This is a genomic window from Pseudomonas sp. B1(2018) (assembly GCF_003097365.1).
GTDB lineage: Bacteria > Pseudomonadota > Gammaproteobacteria > Pseudomonadales > Pseudomonadaceae > Aquipseudomonas > Aquipseudomonas laurylsulfatiphila.
Genome location: NZ_PYUK01000005.1, coordinates 136,146 through 153,770 on the forward strand (window position 1 = coordinate 136,146; position 17,625 = coordinate 153,770).

23 protein-coding genes are annotated in these 17,625 nt (G+C 59.8%); 17 read left to right on the forward strand and 6 right to left on the reverse strand.

The genetic code is table 11. The annotated features are described in order from the left end of the window. Positions 1–84: 84 nt before the first annotated feature. On the reverse strand, positions 85–1,023 hold the full coding sequence (locus C9422_RS09620) for a site-specific integrase (protein WP_116580477.1): 939 nt from the start codon (positions 1,021–1,023) through the stop codon (positions 85–87). Positions 1,024–1,201: 178 nt separating this feature from the next. Here C9422_RS09620 and C9422_RS09625 point away from each other — a divergent pair, with 178 nt between their 5' ends. Continuing rightward, positions 1,202–2,212, forward strand: a complete 1,011-nt coding sequence (locus C9422_RS09625) for a DNA-binding protein (RefSeq protein ID WP_116580478.1) — start codon at positions 1,202–1,204, stop codon at positions 2,210–2,212. Here the strand turns inward: C9422_RS09625 and gorA are convergent. Continuing rightward, positions 2,209–3,567 carry a glutathione-disulfide reductase gene (gorA, locus tag C9422_RS09630; protein ID WP_116580479.1) on the reverse strand — a complete coding sequence of 453 codons (1,359 nt, stop codon included), beginning with the start codon at positions 3,565–3,567 and terminating at the stop codon, positions 2,209–2,211. The genes C9422_RS09625 and gorA overlap by 4 nt on opposite strands. 130 nt (positions 3,568–3,697) lie before the next feature. After that, a complete protein-coding gene (galU, locus tag C9422_RS09635; protein ID WP_102702148.1) occupies positions 3,698–4,537 on the reverse strand; it encodes a UTP--glucose-1-phosphate uridylyltransferase GalU in 840 nt (279 codons plus the stop codon). Between the two features lie 290 nt (positions 4,538–4,827). On the opposite strand from galU, the gene C9422_RS09640 reads away from it, so the two are divergent. From C9422_RS09640 to C9422_RS32845, 3 genes are all read left to right on the forward strand, one after another. Further along, positions 4,828–5,016 carry a hypothetical protein gene (locus C9422_RS09640; protein WP_007975950.1) on the forward strand — a complete coding sequence of 63 codons (189 nt, stop codon included), beginning with the start codon at positions 4,828–4,830 and terminating at the stop codon, positions 5,014–5,016. A gap of 420 nt (positions 5,017–5,436) precedes the next feature. Further along, positions 5,437–5,718 (forward strand): hypothetical protein, encoded by a 282-nt coding sequence (locus C9422_RS09645; protein WP_007975951.1) that lies wholly within the window; start codon positions 5,437–5,439, stop codon positions 5,716–5,718. A 17-nt stretch (positions 5,719–5,735) separates the two neighbouring features. Then, positions 5,736–5,978 carry a hypothetical protein gene (locus tag C9422_RS32845; protein WP_371924707.1) on the forward strand — a complete coding sequence of 81 codons (243 nt, stop codon included), beginning with the start codon at positions 5,736–5,738 and terminating at the stop codon, positions 5,976–5,978. Between the two features lie 54 nt (positions 5,979–6,032). Here the strand turns inward: C9422_RS32845 and C9422_RS09655 are convergent, their stop codons facing one another. Then, a complete protein-coding gene (locus C9422_RS09655) occupies positions 6,033–6,389 on the reverse strand; it encodes a hypothetical protein (RefSeq protein WP_007975953.1) in 357 nt (118 codons plus the stop codon). A gap of 201 nt (positions 6,390–6,590) precedes the next feature. Here C9422_RS09655 and C9422_RS09660 point away from each other — a divergent pair, with 201 nt between their 5' ends. From C9422_RS09660 to ada, 5 genes are all read left to right on the forward strand, one after another. Continuing rightward, entirely contained in the window at positions 6,591–6,893 is a 303-nt protein-coding gene (locus C9422_RS09660) for a DUF1883 domain-containing protein (protein ID WP_007912251.1), read from the forward strand. Between the two features lie 37 nt (positions 6,894–6,930). Next, positions 6,931–7,098: a hypothetical protein gene (locus C9422_RS32175; RefSeq protein WP_007975954.1), complete on the forward strand. Its 168-nt coding sequence runs from the start codon at positions 6,931–6,933 to the stop codon at positions 7,096–7,098. A gap of 117 nt (positions 7,099–7,215) precedes the next feature. Continuing rightward, entirely contained in the window at positions 7,216–7,920 is a 705-nt protein-coding gene (locus C9422_RS09665) for a 2OG-Fe(II) oxygenase (RefSeq protein ID WP_116580480.1), read from the forward strand. Continuing rightward, positions 7,910–8,590 carry a DNA oxidative demethylase AlkB gene (gene alkB, locus C9422_RS09670; protein WP_116580481.1) on the forward strand — a complete coding sequence of 227 codons (681 nt, stop codon included), beginning with the start codon at positions 7,910–7,912 and terminating at the stop codon, positions 8,588–8,590. The genes C9422_RS09665 and alkB overlap by 11 nt, the downstream gene beginning before the upstream one ends. Before the next feature lie 87 nt (positions 8,591–8,677). Next, on the forward strand, positions 8,678–9,742 hold the full coding sequence (gene ada / locus C9422_RS09675) for a bifunctional DNA-binding transcriptional regulator/O6-methylguanine-DNA methyltransferase Ada (protein WP_116580482.1): 1,065 nt from the start codon (positions 8,678–8,680) through the stop codon (positions 9,740–9,742). Here the strand turns inward: ada and C9422_RS09680 are convergent, their stop codons facing one another. Further along, a complete protein-coding gene (locus C9422_RS09680; protein WP_116580483.1) occupies positions 9,743–10,726 on the reverse strand; it encodes an MDR family oxidoreductase in 984 nt (327 codons plus the stop codon). Between the two features lie 213 nt (positions 10,727–10,939). On the opposite strand from C9422_RS09680, the gene C9422_RS09685 reads away from it, so the two are divergent. The 8 genes from C9422_RS09685 (at position 10,940) to C9422_RS09720 (ending at position 16,912) form a co-directional block, all read left to right on the forward strand. Then, on the forward strand, positions 10,940–12,007 hold the full coding sequence (locus C9422_RS09685; RefSeq protein WP_116580484.1) for a nitronate monooxygenase family protein: 1,068 nt from the start codon (positions 10,940–10,942) through the stop codon (positions 12,005–12,007). 125 nt (positions 12,008–12,132) lie between these two features. Then, entirely contained in the window at positions 12,133–12,900 is a 768-nt protein-coding gene (modA, locus tag C9422_RS09690; protein WP_116580485.1) for a molybdate ABC transporter substrate-binding protein, read from the forward strand. Between the two features lies 1 nt (position 12,901). Beyond that, positions 12,902–13,582: a molybdate ABC transporter permease subunit gene (gene modB / locus C9422_RS09695; RefSeq protein WP_007975967.1), complete on the forward strand. Its 681-nt coding sequence runs from the start codon at positions 12,902–12,904 to the stop codon at positions 13,580–13,582. 3 nt (positions 13,583–13,585) lie between these two features. Beyond that, a complete protein-coding gene (gene modC, locus C9422_RS09700) occupies positions 13,586–14,665 on the forward strand; it encodes a molybdenum ABC transporter ATP-binding protein (protein WP_116580486.1) in 1,080 nt (359 codons plus the stop codon). A gap of 75 nt (positions 14,666–14,740) precedes the next feature. Beyond that, positions 14,741–15,766 carry a DNA topoisomerase IB gene (locus C9422_RS09705; protein WP_116580487.1) on the forward strand — a complete coding sequence of 342 codons (1,026 nt, stop codon included), beginning with the start codon at positions 14,741–14,743 and terminating at the stop codon, positions 15,764–15,766. 72 nt (positions 15,767–15,838) lie between these two features. After that, positions 15,839–16,060: a hypothetical protein gene (locus tag C9422_RS09710; protein WP_007975974.1), complete on the forward strand. Its 222-nt coding sequence runs from the start codon at positions 15,839–15,841 to the stop codon at positions 16,058–16,060. 129 nt (positions 16,061–16,189) lie between these two features. Continuing rightward, complete coding sequence (locus C9422_RS09715) at positions 16,190–16,420, forward strand: hypothetical protein (protein ID WP_007975977.1); 231 nt, start codon at positions 16,190–16,192, stop codon at positions 16,418–16,420. 207 nt (positions 16,421–16,627) lie between these two features. Beyond that, positions 16,628–16,912, forward strand: a complete 285-nt coding sequence (locus C9422_RS09720; protein WP_007975979.1) for a hypothetical protein — start codon at positions 16,628–16,630, stop codon at positions 16,910–16,912. 16 nt (positions 16,913–16,928) lie between these two features. Here the strand turns inward: C9422_RS09720 and C9422_RS09725 are convergent, their stop codons facing one another. Then, positions 16,929–17,585 (reverse strand): TetR/AcrR family transcriptional regulator, encoded by a 657-nt coding sequence (locus C9422_RS09725; protein ID WP_116580488.1) that lies wholly within the window; start codon positions 17,583–17,585, stop codon positions 16,929–16,931. Positions 17,586–17,625: the final 40 nt, after the last annotated feature.

Below are 17,625 nucleotides of genomic sequence, written 5' to 3' on the forward strand. Positions count from 1 at the left end.
ACGGACGGTTGGCTCATTGGCAAACCTGATGCCGCTGATTGGCTTTAGCTATTAGCCAGCGGTATTAATAGAAGAAAACGATCTCTAGGACTCAATGGCCTTTTCCGTGAGCCGCGCCATGCCGAGGAACGGACTGGCTTCGATGTAGCGCATGGCCGACTTCATGTCCTTCCAGCCCACATAACTCATCAGCGACTTCAGATCCCAGCCACTTTGATGCGCCCAGGTCGCAAAGCCACGGCGCAAGGAATGGCTGGTGTAGAGTTCGCCGGCAATGCCTGCGCGCTCCAGCGCCTGGCGCAACAAGGGAATCACGCTGTTGGCGTGCAAGCCCTCCTCGCCCAGATGCCCCCAGCGATCGATGCCACGAAACACCGGCCCACGCACCAGTGCCGCTTCGGTGATCCAGTCGATGTAGGCCTGCACCGGGCACAAACGCTGCAAGGCCGGCGTCTGATAAGTCTTGCCGAGGTTGTCGCGATCACTCTTGCTGCGCGGCAGATAGAGGCTGATGCCGGAACCGGCACTGGCCTGCACGTGTTCAACCTGAAGCCTGCACAACTCGTCACTGCGAAAGCCGCGCCAGAAGCCCAGCAGGATCAACGCCATGTCGCGCCGGGCACGCAGCAATCCCGGTCGGTCGCCTTCGGCCCTTGCGATTTGCACTTCCAGCTCCAGACGACTGACCACCTGCTCCAGGTGTTGAAGCTGCAAGGGTTCGGCTTGCTTTTCCTGAGCCGGGTGCAACGCACGGATGCCCTTGAACACCTTGCGCACCACCGGTGCCTTGGTGGGATCGGCAAACCCCTGACTGTTGTGCCACTGCGCCAAGGCCGACAAGCGCAGCTTCAGCGTATTGATCGACAACACCCCGGCATGCGCCACCAGGTAGCGCGCCACGCTGTCGCCGGTTGCCGGCAGAAAACCGCCCCACGTGACTTCGAAGTGTTCGATGGCTGCCCGATAGCTGCGACGGGTGTTGTCGCGAGTCGCGGCTTGCAGGTAACGATCCAGTTCAGTCATGGGGTCAACTCTTGAATTCATACCGCTTTGACAGGTCAAAAAACGGTACTTGGCGTATCACACGGGGTAATACCAGTATATCCCGTGTTAAAAAGATTCAGCATTTAACTTTATCAATTGAATGGTACAATGTGTATTTACGTGGTACGTACCACATCAACAAAACCCGGGAGATCTCATGGCACGCGGCGGTGTAAATAAAGCGGTGGTGCAAGCCGCTCGGTTGGCGATCCTCGCCCGTGGCGAAAACCCCAGCATCGATGCCGTACGGATCGAAATGGGCAATACCGGCTCGAAAACCACGATTCATCGCTACCTCAAAGAACTCGATGACAGGAACGAGACGGTCGAAGCGCCAGCGGAACCGATTGACGACGAACTGATGGCGCTGGTGGCGCGGCTCGCCCAAAGACTCAAGGAGCAGGCGCAGGAGCCCATCGACCAGGCGCGCACGCAGTACGAGGAACAACGCAAGGCGCTGGAGAATCAGCTCAGCGAAGCGCAAGAGGCCAACAGCGAACTGCACCAGCAATACGAGTTCCAGAGCCTGGCACTGACTCAGGAGTCCGAGGCCCTGCACGAAACCCGCGCCATGCTGCAAACGGAGCAAACCCGCAACGCCGGGATGAACCAGGCGCTGGCCGATTTCGAATTGCGCTTGAAAGACAAGGACGAGCAGATCCGCTCCCTTGAGGAAAAGCACCTGCACACCCGCGACGCGCTGGAGCACTACCGCAATGCGGTCAAGGAGCAGCGCGAACAGGAAATGAGTCGCCACGAAGGCCAGGTGCAACAGCTACAGATGGAGCTGCGCCAAGCACAACAAAGCGCCCTGGTACGCCAGGATGAAGTCACCCAGTTGCACCGCGACAACGAACGCTTGCTGACTGAAAACCGCGGCACACTGCGCGAGCTGAGCCTGCTGCAGGAACAGCTCAAGCAAAGCAATACCCGCCAGGATCAGCTGCTGGAGCAGGCCACCCGTGTCGACGGCGAGCGCACCCTCCTCCAGGAACGCCTGCGCGTCGCCCTGCTGGAAAGTCAGGCACTCAAACAGAACGTCGATGAGCAATCGCAGCTCAACAAGTCACTGGAAATTGAACTGACCAGGACCCGGACGGATCTGGAAGAACGCGTACGTCTGGCCGCGACCCTTGCGGCAGCGGCAGACGCAGCGAAGGACGATTAACCGGCGACCGGCGTGCGCATGGTGACGAACTCTTCGGCGGCCGTCGGGTGCACACCGATGGTTTCGTCGAAGTCGCGCTTGGTGGCGCCGGCCTTCAAGGCAATCGCCAGGCCCTGGACGATTTCACCGGCATCCGGGCCAACCATGTGGCAACCCAATACCTTGTCAGTCTTGGCATCCACCACCAACTTCATCAGCGTGCGCTCCTGGCATTCTGTCAGGGTCAGCTTCATTGGCCGGAAGCGGCTTTCGAAGATCTGCACGTCGCGGCCGGCTTCGCGGGCCTCTTCTTCGGTCAAACCGACGGTGCCGATGTTCGGCAGGCTGAACACCGCCGTCGGGATCATCTTGTAATCCACCGGACGATACTGCTCAGGCTTGAACAAGCGTCGCGCAACCGCCATGCCTTCAGCCAGCGCGACCGGCGTCAGTTGAACACGGCCGATCACATCGCCCAGCGCCAGGATCGACGGCTCGGCGGTCTGATACAACTCATCGACTTCGACAAAGCCTTTCTTGTCGAGCTTGACCCCGGTATTTTCCAGCCCGAGATTGTCCAGCATCGGACGACGCCCGGTGGCGTAGAACACGCAATCGGCTTCCAGCTGGCGGCCGTCCTTGAGCGTGACTTTCAGGCTGCCATCGGCCTGCTTGTCGATGCGCTCGATGTCCGCGTTGAATTGCAGGTCCATGCCGCGCTTGGTCAACTCTTCCTGCAAGTGCTTGCGCACGGAACCGTCAAAGCCGCGCAGGAACAGTTCGCCGCGATACAGCAACGTAGTCTCGGCGCCCAGACCATGGAAGATCCCGGCGAATTCGACCGCAATGTAGCCACCACCCACCACCAGCACCCGCTTGGGCAGCTCTTTGAGGAAGAACGCCTGGTTGGAACTGATGGCATGCTCGTGCCCCGGAATCTCCGGAATCTGCGGCCAGCCACCGGTCGCGATCAGAATGTTCCTGGCGGTAAAGCGCTCGCCATTGATCTCGACCTGATGCGGATCGACGATCTTCGCGTGCCCCTCATGCAAGGTCACGCCGCTGTTGACCAGCAGGTTGCGATAAATGCCATTGAGGCGATTGATCTCGCGGTCCTTGTTGGCGATCAGCGTCGCCCAGTCGAACTGCGCTTCATCCAGGCTCCAGCCAAAACCGGATGCCTGCTCGAAGTCCTCGGCGAAGTGCGCACCGTAGACCAGCAATTTTTTCGGCACGCAGCCGACGTTCACACAAGTGCCACCCAGGTAGCGACTCTCGGCCACCGCCACTTTCGCGCCAAACCCGGCGGCAAACCGCGCAGCCCGCACACCACCGGAACCGGCACCAATCACATAAAGGTCAAAATCGTAGGCCATTTTCAATCTCCTCGGCAGGTGACCAGCATACCTGCGGACATTTGTGGAGCAAGCGCTGAACACGATATGAGGCCGGAAAATGAAAAAGCCACCCGAAGGTGGCTTTTCTATACAAACAGGTCGCCAGCTATCAGTAAGCCTTGCCCGTCTTGTAGAAGTTCTCGAAGCAGAAGTTGGTCGCTTCGATGTAGCCTTCGGCGCCACCGCAGTCGAAACGCTTGCCCTTGAACTTGTAGGCCATGACGCAGCCGTTCTGGGCCTGCTTCATCAGGGCGTCGGTGATCTGGATTTCACCGCCCTTGCCTGGCTCGGTTTGTTCGATCAGGTCGAAGATGTCCGGGGTCAGGATGTAGCGGCCGATGATGGCCAGGTTCGACGGTGCGTCTTCCGGCTTTGGCTTTTCAACCATGCTGTGTACGCGATAGATGTCGTCACGGATCATCTCGCCGGCGATCACGCCGTACTTGTTGGTTTCTTGCGGGTCGACTTCCTGGATGGCCACGATCGAGCAGCGGAACTGCTTGTACAGCTTGACCATCTGGGTCAGCACGCCGTCGCCTTCGAGGTTGACGCACAGGTCATCCGCCAGTACCACGGCGAACGGCTCGTCGCCGATCAGCGGGCGGCCGGTGAGGATCGCGTGGCCCAGACCTTTCATTTCGGTCTGACGGGTGTAGGAGAACGAGCATTCGTCGAGCAGCTTGCGGATGCCGACCAGGTATTTTTCCTTGTCGGTGCCCTTGATCTGGTTTTCCAGCTCGTAGCTGATGTCGAAGTGGTCTTCCAGGGCGCGCTTGCCGCGGCCGGTGACGATGGAGATTTCGGTCAAGCCGGCATCCAGTGCTTCTTCGACGCCGTACTGGATCAGTGGCTTGTTCACCACCGGCAGCATTTCTTTGGGCATGGCTTTAGTCGCTGGCAGGAAGCGAGTACCGTAACCGGCTGCTGGGAACAAGCATTTCTTGATCATATAAGTCCTTGAAAGGGCTGTGTGTACGAGTTTCGGCGCAGTCTAATCAGGCGGCGTGCACCTTACAATGCCCCCGCGCTGGCTAACTGATGCCAACATAGAGAATTATTCTGGCGGATAGTTCCCTGCGAGGTTGCACAGGCGATAGCACAGCCTCTTATGCATAGCAGAGACTGGCGCAAATGCACGGTTTTCTACCGCCCGCAACCCATCACCATACGCTCATCGGCACCCGTTGCGTGCGTTTGCCGGTATCATGGCGCGATTGAACCAGACAACGAGGCAAATAGATGTCGGAAGCAAAAAGCGTCAATGGATTCCTGATCAACAAGGTGAAAGACGGTCAATGGTGGGTGGCCAGTGTCGCCGGTGAAAATATCGCCGGGCCTTTCCCTTCCGAAGCCCTGGCAATCGAAGTGGCCTCGGTGCTGGAGCTGGAGCACCCGGAACCCAAGCGACGCGGCAAGGACAAGAGCTGATCGACGTCCCCTCTCGAATAGCCCTGTCTTGGCACAGGGCTTTTTTATGGTACTTCACGGAATCCCGGGGAACACTGTAGGCGCTGCCGAAGGCTGCGATCTTTTGATCTTGCTTTTACGATCTGGAGATTGCTGAAGATCAAGATCAAAAGATCGCAGCCTTCGGCAGCTCCTACAAGGGTCAGGTTGACCTTACAACCCCGACTTCAACCAGTTGAACGCCCGATTGAAGTGTCCAAAATCATTAGGCCAGTTCAGATGCCCACCCGCTAGACCGCATCACGGTCCCTGTAGGAGCTGCCGAAGGCTGCGATCTTTTGATCTTGATCGGAACACCGAAAAAGAAGTGGCCTTTGGCTATAACCTTTTGACTCCGACGCTGTCTCAGCCTTAGCCCACCCCACTGACGATGATCAAACCATGAATAAAGTTTTGCCTTTGCTAGCGGTATTGGCCCTGAGCGGCTGCGCAACGTCGAAAGAAACCTACCTGGGCAACGGAGAACAGGGTCTGACGATCGATTGCTCGGGAGAGGCGAATTCCTGGGCCGCCTGCTACGAAAAGGCCGATGCCTCCTGTGCAGGTACCGGCTACCGGATCGTCGGCACCGACGGCACGCCAGCGCTCAAGGTCAGTGAGAAAACCCTCGGCGCCGATATCGGCAATTACAAGAACCGCAGCGTCGTGGTGGTCTGCAAATAAGGGGCCCGGCCCTACAGATGAATCTCGGCGAACCTGATCCCGAGTCCGCGCACCGTTTCAATCAAATCGTCGAGCTTGCCGAAGGACTCGACTTCGTCATTGTCATCCACCAGGAAATAGCTGCGCCCGGCGCTTTTCTTGAAAAACACGATCCATTCCCCCAGCTCCGCCGGATTCTGGATCACATGGGTGGCAGAGATAAGTCCCTCTGCATGGCGCTCCCGGACCTGCTCTCGTTTCATAGTCGACTCCAGAAATGACGATGCCGCCAAAAACAGGCTTTGGCGGCATCGGTGCTGTGGGTCGATAGTTTATCAGCCGGAAATGCACTCGGTGGCAGCCTTCTGTACATCCTTTGGACGCACCGGGACATTGGACATGCTCTCGTGCAGCTTGATGCTGCTGCCACCCGAGCGCTCTTCAATGTCGAATACGGCTGACGGCCCCGTGGAATACTTGAGCGGCACGATCACACGCAGGCCATCCTTGTGCGGTTCGATTTGCAAGGCACCACGACTGTCGGCCAGTTTTTCGCTGAGGCATTGCGCATATTCATGGGGTTTCTTGCCAGAAATCACGCTCATGGTCGGCAGTGACTCGTTGATGTCAGAGACGTTCGCACAACCGCTCACCAATGCCGCCAGCGCAACAACCCACAAACCCCACTTCATACAAAACCTCCGATAAAGAGGCTCGGACAACGCAGATGCGTTTTTTCTCCGAGGCAAACTGCTTTATCGCTCATCAAAGGTGAAATTAGCGTTTTTAATTGTCAAAGCGACCGGATAATAAGGCCTTCGGGCTGATAAACTGCGCCCATCGCCCATGCTATCGTTTTGATTTTGTAGAAAAAGCCCTTCTGGAGGCGCCCCATGAAATTTATCCATCAGCGCGAGCACCTCAATGAAGACGACATCGTCGTCATTCAATGCTCCCAAATGTGCAACATCCGTTTGATGAACGACGCCAACTTCCGCAGCTTCAAGAATGGCGGCCGTCACACCTATCACGGCGGTGCATTCGACACGTTTCCGGCGCGCATCACTGCCCCCAGCACCGGTTTCTGGAACATCACGATCGACACCGTCAACCGCCGCGCTATCAGCGTGACGCGCAAGCCCACCCTGACGCATTCGATCAAAATCATTCGCCGTTCCAGCACGAAACTGAGCTGACCGGCACACCCGAAACACAAGACAGGCAGATACGACCGTGGCCCAAACGACCAAGTACGTCATCAAATACAAACTCAACGGTGAGCGCCGCTTCGAGTTCGCCCAGCTTGAACACGGCACCGCAGAAGAAGCCAAAGCGGCGCTGGATGCCATTCATGGGCAGGACGACGTCATCAGCGAAATCAGCGTCAGCAAAGCGCTGTAACGCAATCCGGAGCGACAGTGGACGTCGGCTCCCGTTCGCAGTTCGACCGCAAGCGCCGGAGTGTCTGCTGCATTCAAGTCTTGCAGACTGGCCACCTCAATCACTAGAGGCCCGGCAATGAGCGAGCAATATCTGGACCGGCTGGACTGGCCCCGGCTGGAACAGCAACTTGACCTGGACGGTTACGCCGTCATCCCTTCACTGCTGAGCCACAAGGCTTGTGATCAGGTCAGCGCCCTGTACCCCCGGACCGAGTCCTTTCGCTCGCACGTGGTGATGGCTCGTCACGGCTTCGGCCGCGGCGAGTACAAGTATTTCAGCTACCCGTTGCCGGAACTTGTGGCGCGCTTGCGCAGCGCGCTCTACCCGCGCCTGGCGCCGATCGCCAATCGCTGGCATGAACAAATGGGGTTGCCGCAGCGTTTTCCTGGCACTCATCCCGCCTTCCTCGAGCGCTGTCATGCCGCTGGTCAGAACCGTCCGACACCCTTATTGCTGCAATATGGTCCGCAGGACTACAACTGCCTGCATCAGGATCTGTACGGCGAGCACGTTTTCCCGTTGCAAGTGGCGATTCTGCTGTCGGACCCCGATCAAGACTTCAGCGGCGGCGAATTTGTCATGACCGAACAACGTCCACGAATGCAGTCACGACCGATGGTCATCGACCTGAAAAAAGGTGACGGGCTGATCTTTGCCGTCAACCAGCGGCCGGTCAAAGGCACTCGCGGTTACTACCGCGTGACCCTGCGCCACGGCGTGAGTCGCCTGCACAGCGGCAAACGGCATACCCTTGGAATCATCTTTCACGATGCGACATGAGCCCATGAACCCGCTGACGTTCGATCTGTTTGCCGATGCAGAGCCCGAGCAAGAGCCCAGGAGCGAGCAGATCGGCGAACAATCCTGGGTGCTCAGACGCTTCGCTCTGCCCTGGCTCGAGCGTTTGCTGCCCGCGCTTGAGATGGTGCTGGAGGCCGCGCCGTTTCGGCAGATGGTCACACCCGGCGGCTTTACCATGTCGGTCGCCCTGAGCAGTTGTGGCACATTCGGCTGGACCACGGACCGCAGCGGATACCGCTACACCCGTCACGACCCCCAGACCGGTCAACCCTGGCCGACAATGCCCGAGGTGTTTTTCCAACTGGCACAAGCGGCGGCGCAGGCTGCTGGGTTCAGCGACTTTGTGCCTGATTCCTGCCTGATCAACCGCTACATCCCCGGGGCAAAAATGTCATTGCATCAAGACAAGGACGAACATGCCTACGCAGCCCCCATCGTTTCGGTATCGCTGGGCTTGCCGGCGATGTTCCTGTTCGGCGGCTTTGCACGCAGTGACAAAAGCCAGCGCATCCCTCTGCTGCATGGTGACATCGTGGTCTGGGGTGGCGTGGATCGCCTGCGTTATCACGGCGTATTGCCGATCAAGGACGGCCTTCACCCGCGACTGGGCGAGCAACGCATCAACTTCACCTTCCGCACCGCCGGATGAAGACTTCGAATTTGACCGCAAGCGCCGGAGTGTGTGGGGATTGCCCCATGGTTAATGTGCAGGCAACTCCTCAAAGGACGTGACGCCATGACAACCCAATCGACCAAGATCCTCACCGAAAACGATCCGCGCTGGGCCGCCGTGGTCGCGCGCGACCCCAAGGCTGACGGGCAGTTTGTCTATGCCGTGAAGACCACAGGCATCTACTGCAACCCCAGCAGCCTCGCGCGCCTGCCCAAGCCACAGAATGTCGAATTCTTCGATAGCGCCGAACAGGCCCGGGCCGCGGGTTATCGTCCGAGCAAGCGCGCGGCAAAGGATCAGAGCGAACTCGCCGCGCAGCATGCCGCCACCGTGGCCGCTGCCTGCCGCCAGATTGAAAGCGCCGAAACGCTGCCCACCCTGGGCGAACTGGCCGAGGTTTCGGGATTGAGCAGCTTCCACTTCCATCGCGTGTTCAAAGCCGTCACCGGCCTGACGCCCAAGGGCTACGCCGATGCCCATCGTTCACGCAAGGTGCGCGAGCGCCTGGCAGACGGCGGTTCGGTGACCGATGCCCTGTATGACGCCGGCTTCAACTCCAACAGCCGGTTTTACGAAGCGGCAGACCAACTGCTCGGAATGAAGCCCGGGGACTACCGCGCTGCCGGGCAAAACAACGACATTCGTTTTGCCGTGGGCCAGTGTTCGCTGGGGGCGATTCTGGTGGCGCAGAGTGAACGCGGGGTTTGCGCAATTTTGCTCGGTGATGATCCGCACCAACTGGTCTGTGATCTGCAGGACAAGTTTCGGCGAGCCAATTTGATTGGCGCCGATCAGGCGTTCGAAGCGTTGATTGCCAAGGTCGTCGGCTTTATTGAAGCCCCGGCGATTGGCCTGGACCTGCCATTGGACGTGCGCGGCACCGCGTTCCAGGAACGGGTCTGGCAAGCACTGCGGGAGATACCCGTTGGCAGCACGGCGAGCTACGCCGATGTCGCGCTACGCATCGGTTCGCCAAAAGCCGTTCGCGCCGTGGCTCAAGCCTGCGGCGCGAACAACCTGGCTGTGGCGATCCCGTGCCATCGCGTGGTGCGCAGCGATGGCAATCTCTCGGGCTATCGCTGGGGTGTCGAACGCAAACGCCAGTTGCTGGAGCGCGAATCGCGGTAATCAGCGATTCACGTCCACCACCACGCGCCCGCGCAATTGCCCGGCAAGCAAGCGCGGCGCGGCTTCGATGGCTTCGCTCAAGCCGATTTCGTGACTGATCAACGGCAACAGATTGAAGTCCAGGTCCTTGGCCAGGCGACTCCAGGCCTCCACGCGCTTGGCTTTGGGCTGGGTCACGCTGTTGATGCCGGCCAGGGTCACACCGCGCAGGATGAACGGCGCAACGGACGCCGGAAAGTCCATGCCCTGCGCCAAACCGCAGGCCGCGACGGTGCCATTGGCCTTGGTGCTGGCGCACGCATTGGCCAGGGTGTGGCTGCCGACCGAATCGATCACGGCCGCCCAGCGCTCCTTGGCCAAGGGCTTGCCCGGCTCTGACAAGGTGGCGCGATCGATGATTTCGCTGGCGCCCAGTTGCTTCAGGTAGTCGTGCTCCGAGGTACGTCCGGTGGATGCGACCACCCGATAGCCGAGCCTGTTCAGCAACGCGATGGCGAAACTGCCGACCCCACCATTGGCGCCGGTCACCAGGATTTCACCCTGCCCGGGCGTCACACCGTTATGTTCCAAAGCCAGGATGCACAGCATGGCCGTGTAGCCCGCCGTACCGATGGCCATCGCCTGGGCGGCGGTAAACGCCTTGGGCAACGGGATCAGCCAGTCACCGTTCAGGCGAGCCTTCTGCGCCAGGCCGCCCCAATGCCCTTCCCCTACGCCCCAGCCATTGAGCAGGACATGGTCACCGACCTTGTAGTCCGGATGCCCGCTGACCTCGACCACACCGGCCAGATCGATACCCGGCACCATCGGGAATTTGCGCACCACCGGACTGCTGCCGGTGATCGCCAGGCCATCCTTGAAGTTCAGCGTGCTGTAGGCAACACGCACCGTGACATCGCCCTCGGGTAACTGATCGTCCTGGATCTCTTGCAGGGTGGCCCGGTAACCGCTGTCGTCTTTGTCGATCAAAATACCTTTGAACATTACGGCCTCTCAATGGAATCAGTCTGGTTGTGGTGCATTTGAAATAACACATGGCAGCAGATTGTCGTACTCGACTTTAAGCCAATCAGCGACCCCAGCGGGCGCCGAAGAAAGCCTGGCGAACTGAAAAGACGACTGGCCTTGCGCCAATCGTTGCGTTACAAATCCTGTTCTACCGCCCCTGTCCTGCTTCAACGTCGGAGAACACAGCACATGAACCCATGGCCAGATACCCGCATTCTTGACCTGCTCGGGATCGAACTGCCGATCATTCAGGCGCCGATGGCCGGAGCCCACAACTCGGCCATGGTGATTGCAGCCTGCAATGCGGGTGGCCTGGGCTCGATGCCAGCGGCGATGCTCAGCACGGATCAACTGCGCGAAGAGCTGAAAACGATCCGCCAACACACCCAGCGCCCGATCAACGTCAATTTTTTCTGTCATCAAACTCCAGCCCCTGATGAGCAACGCGCGCAGGACTGGAAAAACCTGCTGCAACCCTACTACCAGGAACTCGGTGCCGATTTCGATGCGCCAACCCCGGTGTCCAATCGGGCGCCGTTCGATGACGCGGCCTGCCAAGTGATCGAAGAGTTTCGCCCCGAGGTGGTGAGTTTTCACTTTGGCCTGCCGGAAAAATCCCTGCTCGACCGGGTCAAAGCCACCGGTGCAAAAGTATTGTCCTCGGCCACCACCGTCGCAGAAGCCGTGTGGCTGGAGCAGCATGGCTGCGATGCGATCATTGCCATGGGCTATGAAGCCGGAGGCCATCGCGGGATGTTCCTCAGCGATGATCTGAGCAGCCAGGTGGGGACTTTCGCCCTGGTGCCGCAAGTCGTCGATGCAGTGAAAGTACCGGTGATTGCCGCTGGCGGCATCGCTGATGCACGAGGCGTCGCCGCTGCCTTCATGCTGGGGGCTTCGGCGGTACAGGTGGGCACCGCGTACCTGTTCACCCCGGAGGCCAAGGTCAGCCCCTCCCATCACAAAGCGTTGCGCACCGCCAGGGAAAGCGAGACGGCGGTGACCAACGTGTTCACCGGTCGCCCGGCTCGGGGCATTCTTAATCGGGTGATGCGTGAACTGGGGCCGATGAGCACCAAGGCTCCGGCCTTCCCCCTGGCCGGTGGCGCGTTGATGCCGTTGCGGGCCAAAGGTGAAGCGGACTTCAGCAACCTCTGGGCCGGCCAGGCATTTACTCTCGGCGTTGAATTGACCACCGAGGCACTGACTCGAAAACTGGCCGAAGAAGGACTGGCGAGGCTGCTGCGTCGCACCTGAGCATCATTTGCGATAAAATTGTATACAGTTTTGTGAAAGCACATTCCGTTTAAAGGCAATTCGCTATATATTTCTGTACATAACGATTCACCCCCTGCTGCAATTGCCTTTAACGGAGCCGTTTCATGACCCTTCGCGCCTCACGTTTTACCCCTGCGTGCCTCACGAGCCTGCTCGCCGTATTCGCCTTCGGCTCAGCCCAGGCGGACGAAGTCCAGGTGGCTGTCGCTGCCAACTTCACCGCGCCCATCCAGGCCATCGCCGCTGATTTCGAAAAGGACACCGGGCATAAACTGGTGACCGCCTTTGGCGCCACAGGCCAGTTCTACACCCAGATCAAAAACGGCGCGCCGTTCGAAGTGTTCCTCGCGGCAGACGACAGCACCCCGAAAAAACTCGAAGCCGAAGGCGACACCGTCAAGGGTTCGCGCTTCACCTACGCCGTCGGCACCCTGGCGCTATGGTCGGCCAAGGAAGGCTACGTCGATGCCAAGGGTGACGTGCTGAAAAAGAACGAGTACCAGCACCTGTCCATTGCCAACCCGAAGGCTGCGCCTTACGGCCTGGCGGCGACCCAGGTGCTGGCCAGGGAAGGTCTGACCGACAAGGTCAAGGACAAGATCGTTGAAGGCCAGAACATCACCCAGGCCTATCAGTTCGTCTCCACCGGCAACGCCGAGCTGGGTTTTGTCGCGCTGTCGCAGATCTACAAGGACGGCAAGATCACCAGCGGTTCGGCCTGGATCGTACCGGCCAGCCTGCACGACCCGATCAAGCAGGACGCCGTGATTCTCAACAAGGGCAAGGACAACCCGGCCGCCAAGGCATTGGTTGACTACCTCAAGGGGCCGAAAGCGGCAGCTGTCATCAAGTCCTACGGCTACGAAATCTAAAATGTCGCTATCGAGTGCCGATTTTTCCGCCATCTGGCTGACCCTTAAACTGGCGTCCCTGACGACCGTCATCCTGCTGATTGTCGGCACTCCGATTGCGTTATGGCTTTCGCGCACCCGCTCCTGGTGGCGCGGTCCGGTCGGGGCGATTGTCGCCCTGCCTCTGGTGTTGCCACCGACCGTGATCGGTTTTTATCTGTTGCTGGCGCTGGGCCCTCACGGGTTCATTGGCCAGTTCACCCAATCACTCGGTCTTGGCACCCTCACCTTCAGTTTTGCAGGGCTGGTCATCGGCTCGGTGTTGTATTCGATGCCTTTTGTCGTCCAGCCGCTGCAAAACGCTTTTTCCGCCATTGGCACGCGTCCGCTCGAAGTGGCTGCGACGCTGCGGGCCAATCCCTGGGACACCTTTTTCAGCGTGACCCTGCCCCTGGCCCGCCCCGGTTTCATTACCGCCGCCATTCTCGGTTTCGCCCACACCGTCGGCGAGTTCGGCGTGGTGCTGATGATCGGTGGCAACATTCCCGAGAAGACCCGCGTGGTCTCGGTGCAGATCTACGATCACGTCGAAGCCATGGAATACGCCCAGGCCCATTGGCTGGCCGGGGCGATGCTGGTGTTCTCGTTTGTCGTCTTGCTGGCGCTGTATTCCAGCCGGAAAACCAAAGCGGGCTGGAGCTGAGCGATGATTCACATGCGCCTGAAACTGGATTACCCGGGCTTCGCCCTGGACGTCGATCTGCAACTGCCGGGTCGTGGCGTCACCGCGCTGTACGGTCATTCCGGCTCGGGCAAGACCACTTGCCTGCGTTGCATCGCAGGCCTGGAACGGGCCGATCAGGGTTTTATCCAGGTCAACGATGAAGTCTGGCAAGACAGCGCCAACAAGGTTTTCGTCGCGCCGCACAAACGCGCGCTGGGCTACGTGTTCCAGGAAGCCAGCCTGTTTCCTCATCTGTCGGTGCTGGCCAACCTGGAGTTCGGCCTCAAGCGCATCCCGAAGCCGCAGCGGCGGGTCGACATGGCCCACGCTACCGAATTGCTCGGCATCCGCCATTTGCTGGACCGGCACCCGCAACACCTTTCGGGCGGCGAGCGACAGCGCGCCGGCATCGCCCGCGCCTTGCTCACCAGCCCGAAACTGTTGTTGATGGACGAGCCCCTGGCGGCGCTGGATACCCAACGCAAAAGTGAAATCCTGCCTTACCTGCAGCGGCTGCACGACGAACTCGAGATTCCGGTGCTGTACGTCAGCCACTCCCAGGATGAGGTCGCGCGGCTGGCCGACCATATCGTGTTGCTCAGCAACGGCAAGGCACTGGCCAGCGGTCCGATCGGCCAGACCCTGGCGCGCCTCGACTTGCCTCTGGCCATGGGGGACGACGCCGGTGTGGTGATCGAAGGCCGCGTCAGCGCCTATGACGCCGACTATCAATTGCTGAGCCTGCAATTGCCCGGCACCAGCCTCAACATTCGTGTGCCGCATACGCCCATGGATGCAGGCCAGGCACTGCGCTGCAAGGTCCAGGCGAGGGATGTCAGCCTGAACCTGCACAGTGCCGGGCACAGCAGCATTCTCAATCGCCTGCCGGTCACCGTGGTCAGTGAAATGAACGCCGACAACGCCGCCCATGTGCTGATTCGCCTGGACGCCGCCGGCACGCCGCTGCTGGCGCGGATCACGCGTTATTCCCGCGATCAACTGAACGTCCACCCTGGCCAGCAACTCTGGGCACAAATCAAAGCGGTCGCAGTGCTGGCGTAAATCCGTCGGCACGACTGCAGCGGGGTGCGGTCCATGGCTGTAACGCCCCGTGATTCCTCGCCCAGGACGCCTGTCATGCCCGATGAACTGCCGCCTGACCTGCATTATGTCGATGACACCCAGCCGGGCATCACCCGCCGGAAACTGCGCGGCAAATTCGCCTATTTCGACCCGGCGGGCCAGCGCATCACCGACCCGGAGGCAGTCAAACGCCTCAACGCACTCGCGGTGCCGCCGGCTTATACCGAAGTGTGGATCTGCGCCGACCCATGCGGGCACCTGCAGGCCACCGGGCGGGATGCCCGGGGTCGCAAACAATACCGTTATCATCCGCGCTGGCGGGAGGTGCGCGACGCCGACAAGTACTTGCGCCTGCGTGAGTTCGGCCTGGCCTTGCCGAAACTGCGCCAGCGACTGGAAGCCGAATTGGCGGCACCGGGGTTCAGTCGCGACAAAGTCATGGCCACGGTCATCACTTTGCTGGACACGACGTTGATCCGAATCGGCAACAGCCAATATGCCCGGGACAACCGCTCCTACGGCCTGACGACCTTGCGCAGCCGCCATGTAGAGATCAACGGCAGTGCCATCCAGTTCCAGTTCCGCGGCAAAAGTGGCGTCGAGCACCAGATCACCGTGAAAGACCGGAGACTGGCGCGGATCATCAAACGCTGCCAGGACATTCCCGGGCAGAACCTGTTCCAGTACCTGGACGAAAACGGAGACCGGCACACCGTCAGTTCATCCGACATCAACAGCTATTTGCAAACGCTCACCGGCGCCGACTTCACCGCCAAGGATTACCGCACCTGGGCCGGCAGCGTCCTGGCTCTGGCGATGTTGCGCAAACTGCAGTGGGAGCCTGAAACGGACGCCAGGCGGCACCTGGTGGAAATGGTCAAGAATGTGGCCAGGCAGCTCGGCAATACCCCGGCGGTGTGCCGCAAATGCTATATCCATCCGGCGGTGCTGGATGGCTTTGTTCTCGGTGACCTGGCGCAACTGCCAAGGACCAGAGCGCGCAAGGGGCTATCGGCCGAAGAGGTCGGGCTGGCGATCTTCCTTGAGAGAATGCCCGCCGCGCCTGAACCGACGAATTGACCTGCCTATTTTTTGCACGATCACCAATGACTTCTATAGTTGAACTGAACACGAATCCGCTGCGGAGACGCCATGGAAGACATTTTCGTCGTGAAGCGTTGCAACAAGATCATCATTCATGGCCGCCGTGCGGGTGAAAATGACCATCTGCCTCCGGATGCCGCGGTCTGGTATCGCATCGCCGATACCCGCACCCAAGGCTTTATCGGCGATGGCTACGACACTGAAGAAGACGCTCAGCGTGTTTGCCGGCAGTTGAACGCCAAATCACAAGTGACAGCCCGACAAGGTTGAGGGCCTGCCACCATTTTTTAACGGGTCTATACTGAAATGGCTGAAGGAACAGCGACCCCAACGGCAGAAAGCTCGCTCCAGGCGGGCTTTTTGCTGCCACACCAGGTTTCTTGAACGGAGGTGTCTCCCATGTCCGAAAAAGAGTCCATCACCACCCTGCTCACCTTGCTCGACTCCCGTCAGGCGCGCCTGGCTGCGGCCTGCAAGGAAATCGCCGACTGGGTCGATCATCAAGGCGGACACCCCACCGCCCTCAGAATTCGTGATCGCCTGAACGACATCGAGAAGGACACGCCGCTGATCCGGCACACCCTGTCTTCTCTCCAGCCTGTCGACCGGCCTCTGCCTCGGTTCAGATGATCCGCCACGGATTCGCGGTACGAGGACAGGCCCGATTCGGGCAGCATGACCGGTGGCACTGACGCCTCCGGATAGCCGGCTGGCTGCCGAGTTTTCACCCTCTCTTGCAACCCGACCTCGTGCCGGGATTTTTTGTTGCGCAAAATCAATCGAACGCCACCGCTCACGTGGGGTCAACCGATCACACGTCACCAAGGAGACGTTCCAATGGTCACTCATTTCAAAGTCAGCGGGCACCTGGCCTGCGGTCACCACGGCAACAACCTGGTATCGACCCGCGAACTCAATCGGGTGAAATGCAGAAGTTGCCGAAACACCGACGCCTACAAAGAAGCCCGCAAGGCTGAACGCAACGCCGCCCGCCGCGCAGCACGCAAAGCCAAAGCCGTGCACACCGCCGATAACTGGCGTTCAGCCTGGACCGAACGACTGACCGCGATGGCCGGCCTGCAACGACTGCCACGGGGATTTGCCGGCCAACCTTTCGTCTAGGCAGCTTCTACTACGATCAGATGTCCCTGCACGCTGGCTCCATGACCTCGCGCAGGGACATGCGCTTGAACGCCTCGACCAGCGCGCGCCCTTCCTCTGGCGTACAAGTGACCGCCAAGCGCATGGTCGCCTCGCCCAGGTGCCAGATCAAAAACGCGGATTGCCGGACCTTCAGCTCATCGCTTTGCGGATATACACGAAGCATGGCCTGGGCCAGCAGCGCCCCGGCCACCCGGCTCTCCTCCAGCTCCAGATGCATCAACTGCTTGTCGGCCTGCATGCCGGACCAGATGTCACGCATCACCGGTGTCGCCATCACGATCTCGTAATACAGGTCGAGCAACTGCGAATAGGCGGCCTGCAACCCTTGGGCATCCTCGACAGCCTCCAATGCCTGTGCAATGCAACGACGGCTCTCGGCGTTGTAGCGTTCGGCGAGTGTTCGAATGACGGCGCTCTTGTCGGGGAAATACTGATAAAGGGAACCGATCGAGATCTCGGCACGCTCGGCGATTTCACTCATCTTGAGCTGATCGCTGCCCTTGTCCGCAATCAATTGGGTCGCCGCGGTCAGAATCCGCTCCTGACGCTCGCGACTGCGCTGTTGCGTGGGATTACGCCGAACAGCTTCTGCAGCAGGCTGTTCGAAGGCTTCAGGGGTCTTTTTGCGCACGAGTGAATTTTCCGATCAATAACGTGACATGTACTCACCT

Coding starts and splice junctions, on each gene's coding strand:
- C9422_RS09620 (WP_116580477.1), bottom strand. CDS start 1,023: ATGACTGAACTGGATCGTTACCTGCAAGCCGCGACTCGCGACAACACC.
- C9422_RS09625 (WP_116580478.1), top strand. CDS start 1,202: ATGGCACGCGGCGGTGTAAATAAAGCGGTGGTGCAAGCCGCTCGGTTG.
- gorA (WP_116580479.1), bottom strand. CDS start 3,567: ATGGCCTACGATTTTGACCTTTATGTGATTGGTGCCGGTTCCGGTGGT.
- galU (WP_102702148.1), bottom strand. CDS start 4,537: ATGATCAAGAAATGCTTGTTCCCAGCAGCCGGTTACGGTACTCGCTTC.
- C9422_RS09640 (WP_007975950.1), top strand. CDS start 4,828: ATGTCGGAAGCAAAAAGCGTCAATGGATTCCTGATCAACAAGGTGAAA.
- C9422_RS09645 (WP_007975951.1), top strand. CDS start 5,437: ATGAATAAAGTTTTGCCTTTGCTAGCGGTATTGGCCCTGAGCGGCTGC.
- C9422_RS32845 (WP_371924707.1), top strand. CDS start 5,736: ATGAATCTCGGCGAACCTGATCCCGAGTCCGCGCACCGTTTCAATCAA.
- C9422_RS09655 (WP_007975953.1), bottom strand. CDS start 6,389: ATGAAGTGGGGTTTGTGGGTTGTTGCGCTGGCGGCATTGGTGAGCGGT.
- C9422_RS09660 (WP_007912251.1), top strand. CDS start 6,591: ATGAAATTTATCCATCAGCGCGAGCACCTCAATGAAGACGACATCGTC.
- C9422_RS09665 (WP_116580480.1), top strand. CDS start 7,216: ATGAGCGAGCAATATCTGGACCGGCTGGACTGGCCCCGGCTGGAACAG.
- alkB (WP_116580481.1), top strand. CDS start 7,910: ATGCGACATGAGCCCATGAACCCGCTGACGTTCGATCTGTTTGCCGAT.
- ada (WP_116580482.1), top strand. CDS start 8,678: ATGACAACCCAATCGACCAAGATCCTCACCGAAAACGATCCGCGCTGG.
- C9422_RS09680 (WP_116580483.1), bottom strand. CDS start 10,726: ATGTTCAAAGGTATTTTGATCGACAAAGACGACAGCGGTTACCGGGCC.
- C9422_RS09685 (WP_116580484.1), top strand. CDS start 10,940: ATGAACCCATGGCCAGATACCCGCATTCTTGACCTGCTCGGGATCGAA.
- modA (WP_116580485.1), top strand. CDS start 12,133: ATGACCCTTCGCGCCTCACGTTTTACCCCTGCGTGCCTCACGAGCCTG.
- modB (WP_007975967.1), top strand. CDS start 12,902: ATGTCGCTATCGAGTGCCGATTTTTCCGCCATCTGGCTGACCCTTAAA.
- modC (WP_116580486.1), top strand. CDS start 13,586: ATGATTCACATGCGCCTGAAACTGGATTACCCGGGCTTCGCCCTGGAC.
- C9422_RS09705 (WP_116580487.1), top strand. CDS start 14,741: ATGCCCGATGAACTGCCGCCTGACCTGCATTATGTCGATGACACCCAG.
- C9422_RS09710 (WP_007975974.1), top strand. CDS start 15,839: ATGGAAGACATTTTCGTCGTGAAGCGTTGCAACAAGATCATCATTCAT.
- C9422_RS09715 (WP_007975977.1), top strand. CDS start 16,190: ATGTCCGAAAAAGAGTCCATCACCACCCTGCTCACCTTGCTCGACTCC.
- C9422_RS09720 (WP_007975979.1), top strand. CDS start 16,628: ATGGTCACTCATTTCAAAGTCAGCGGGCACCTGGCCTGCGGTCACCAC.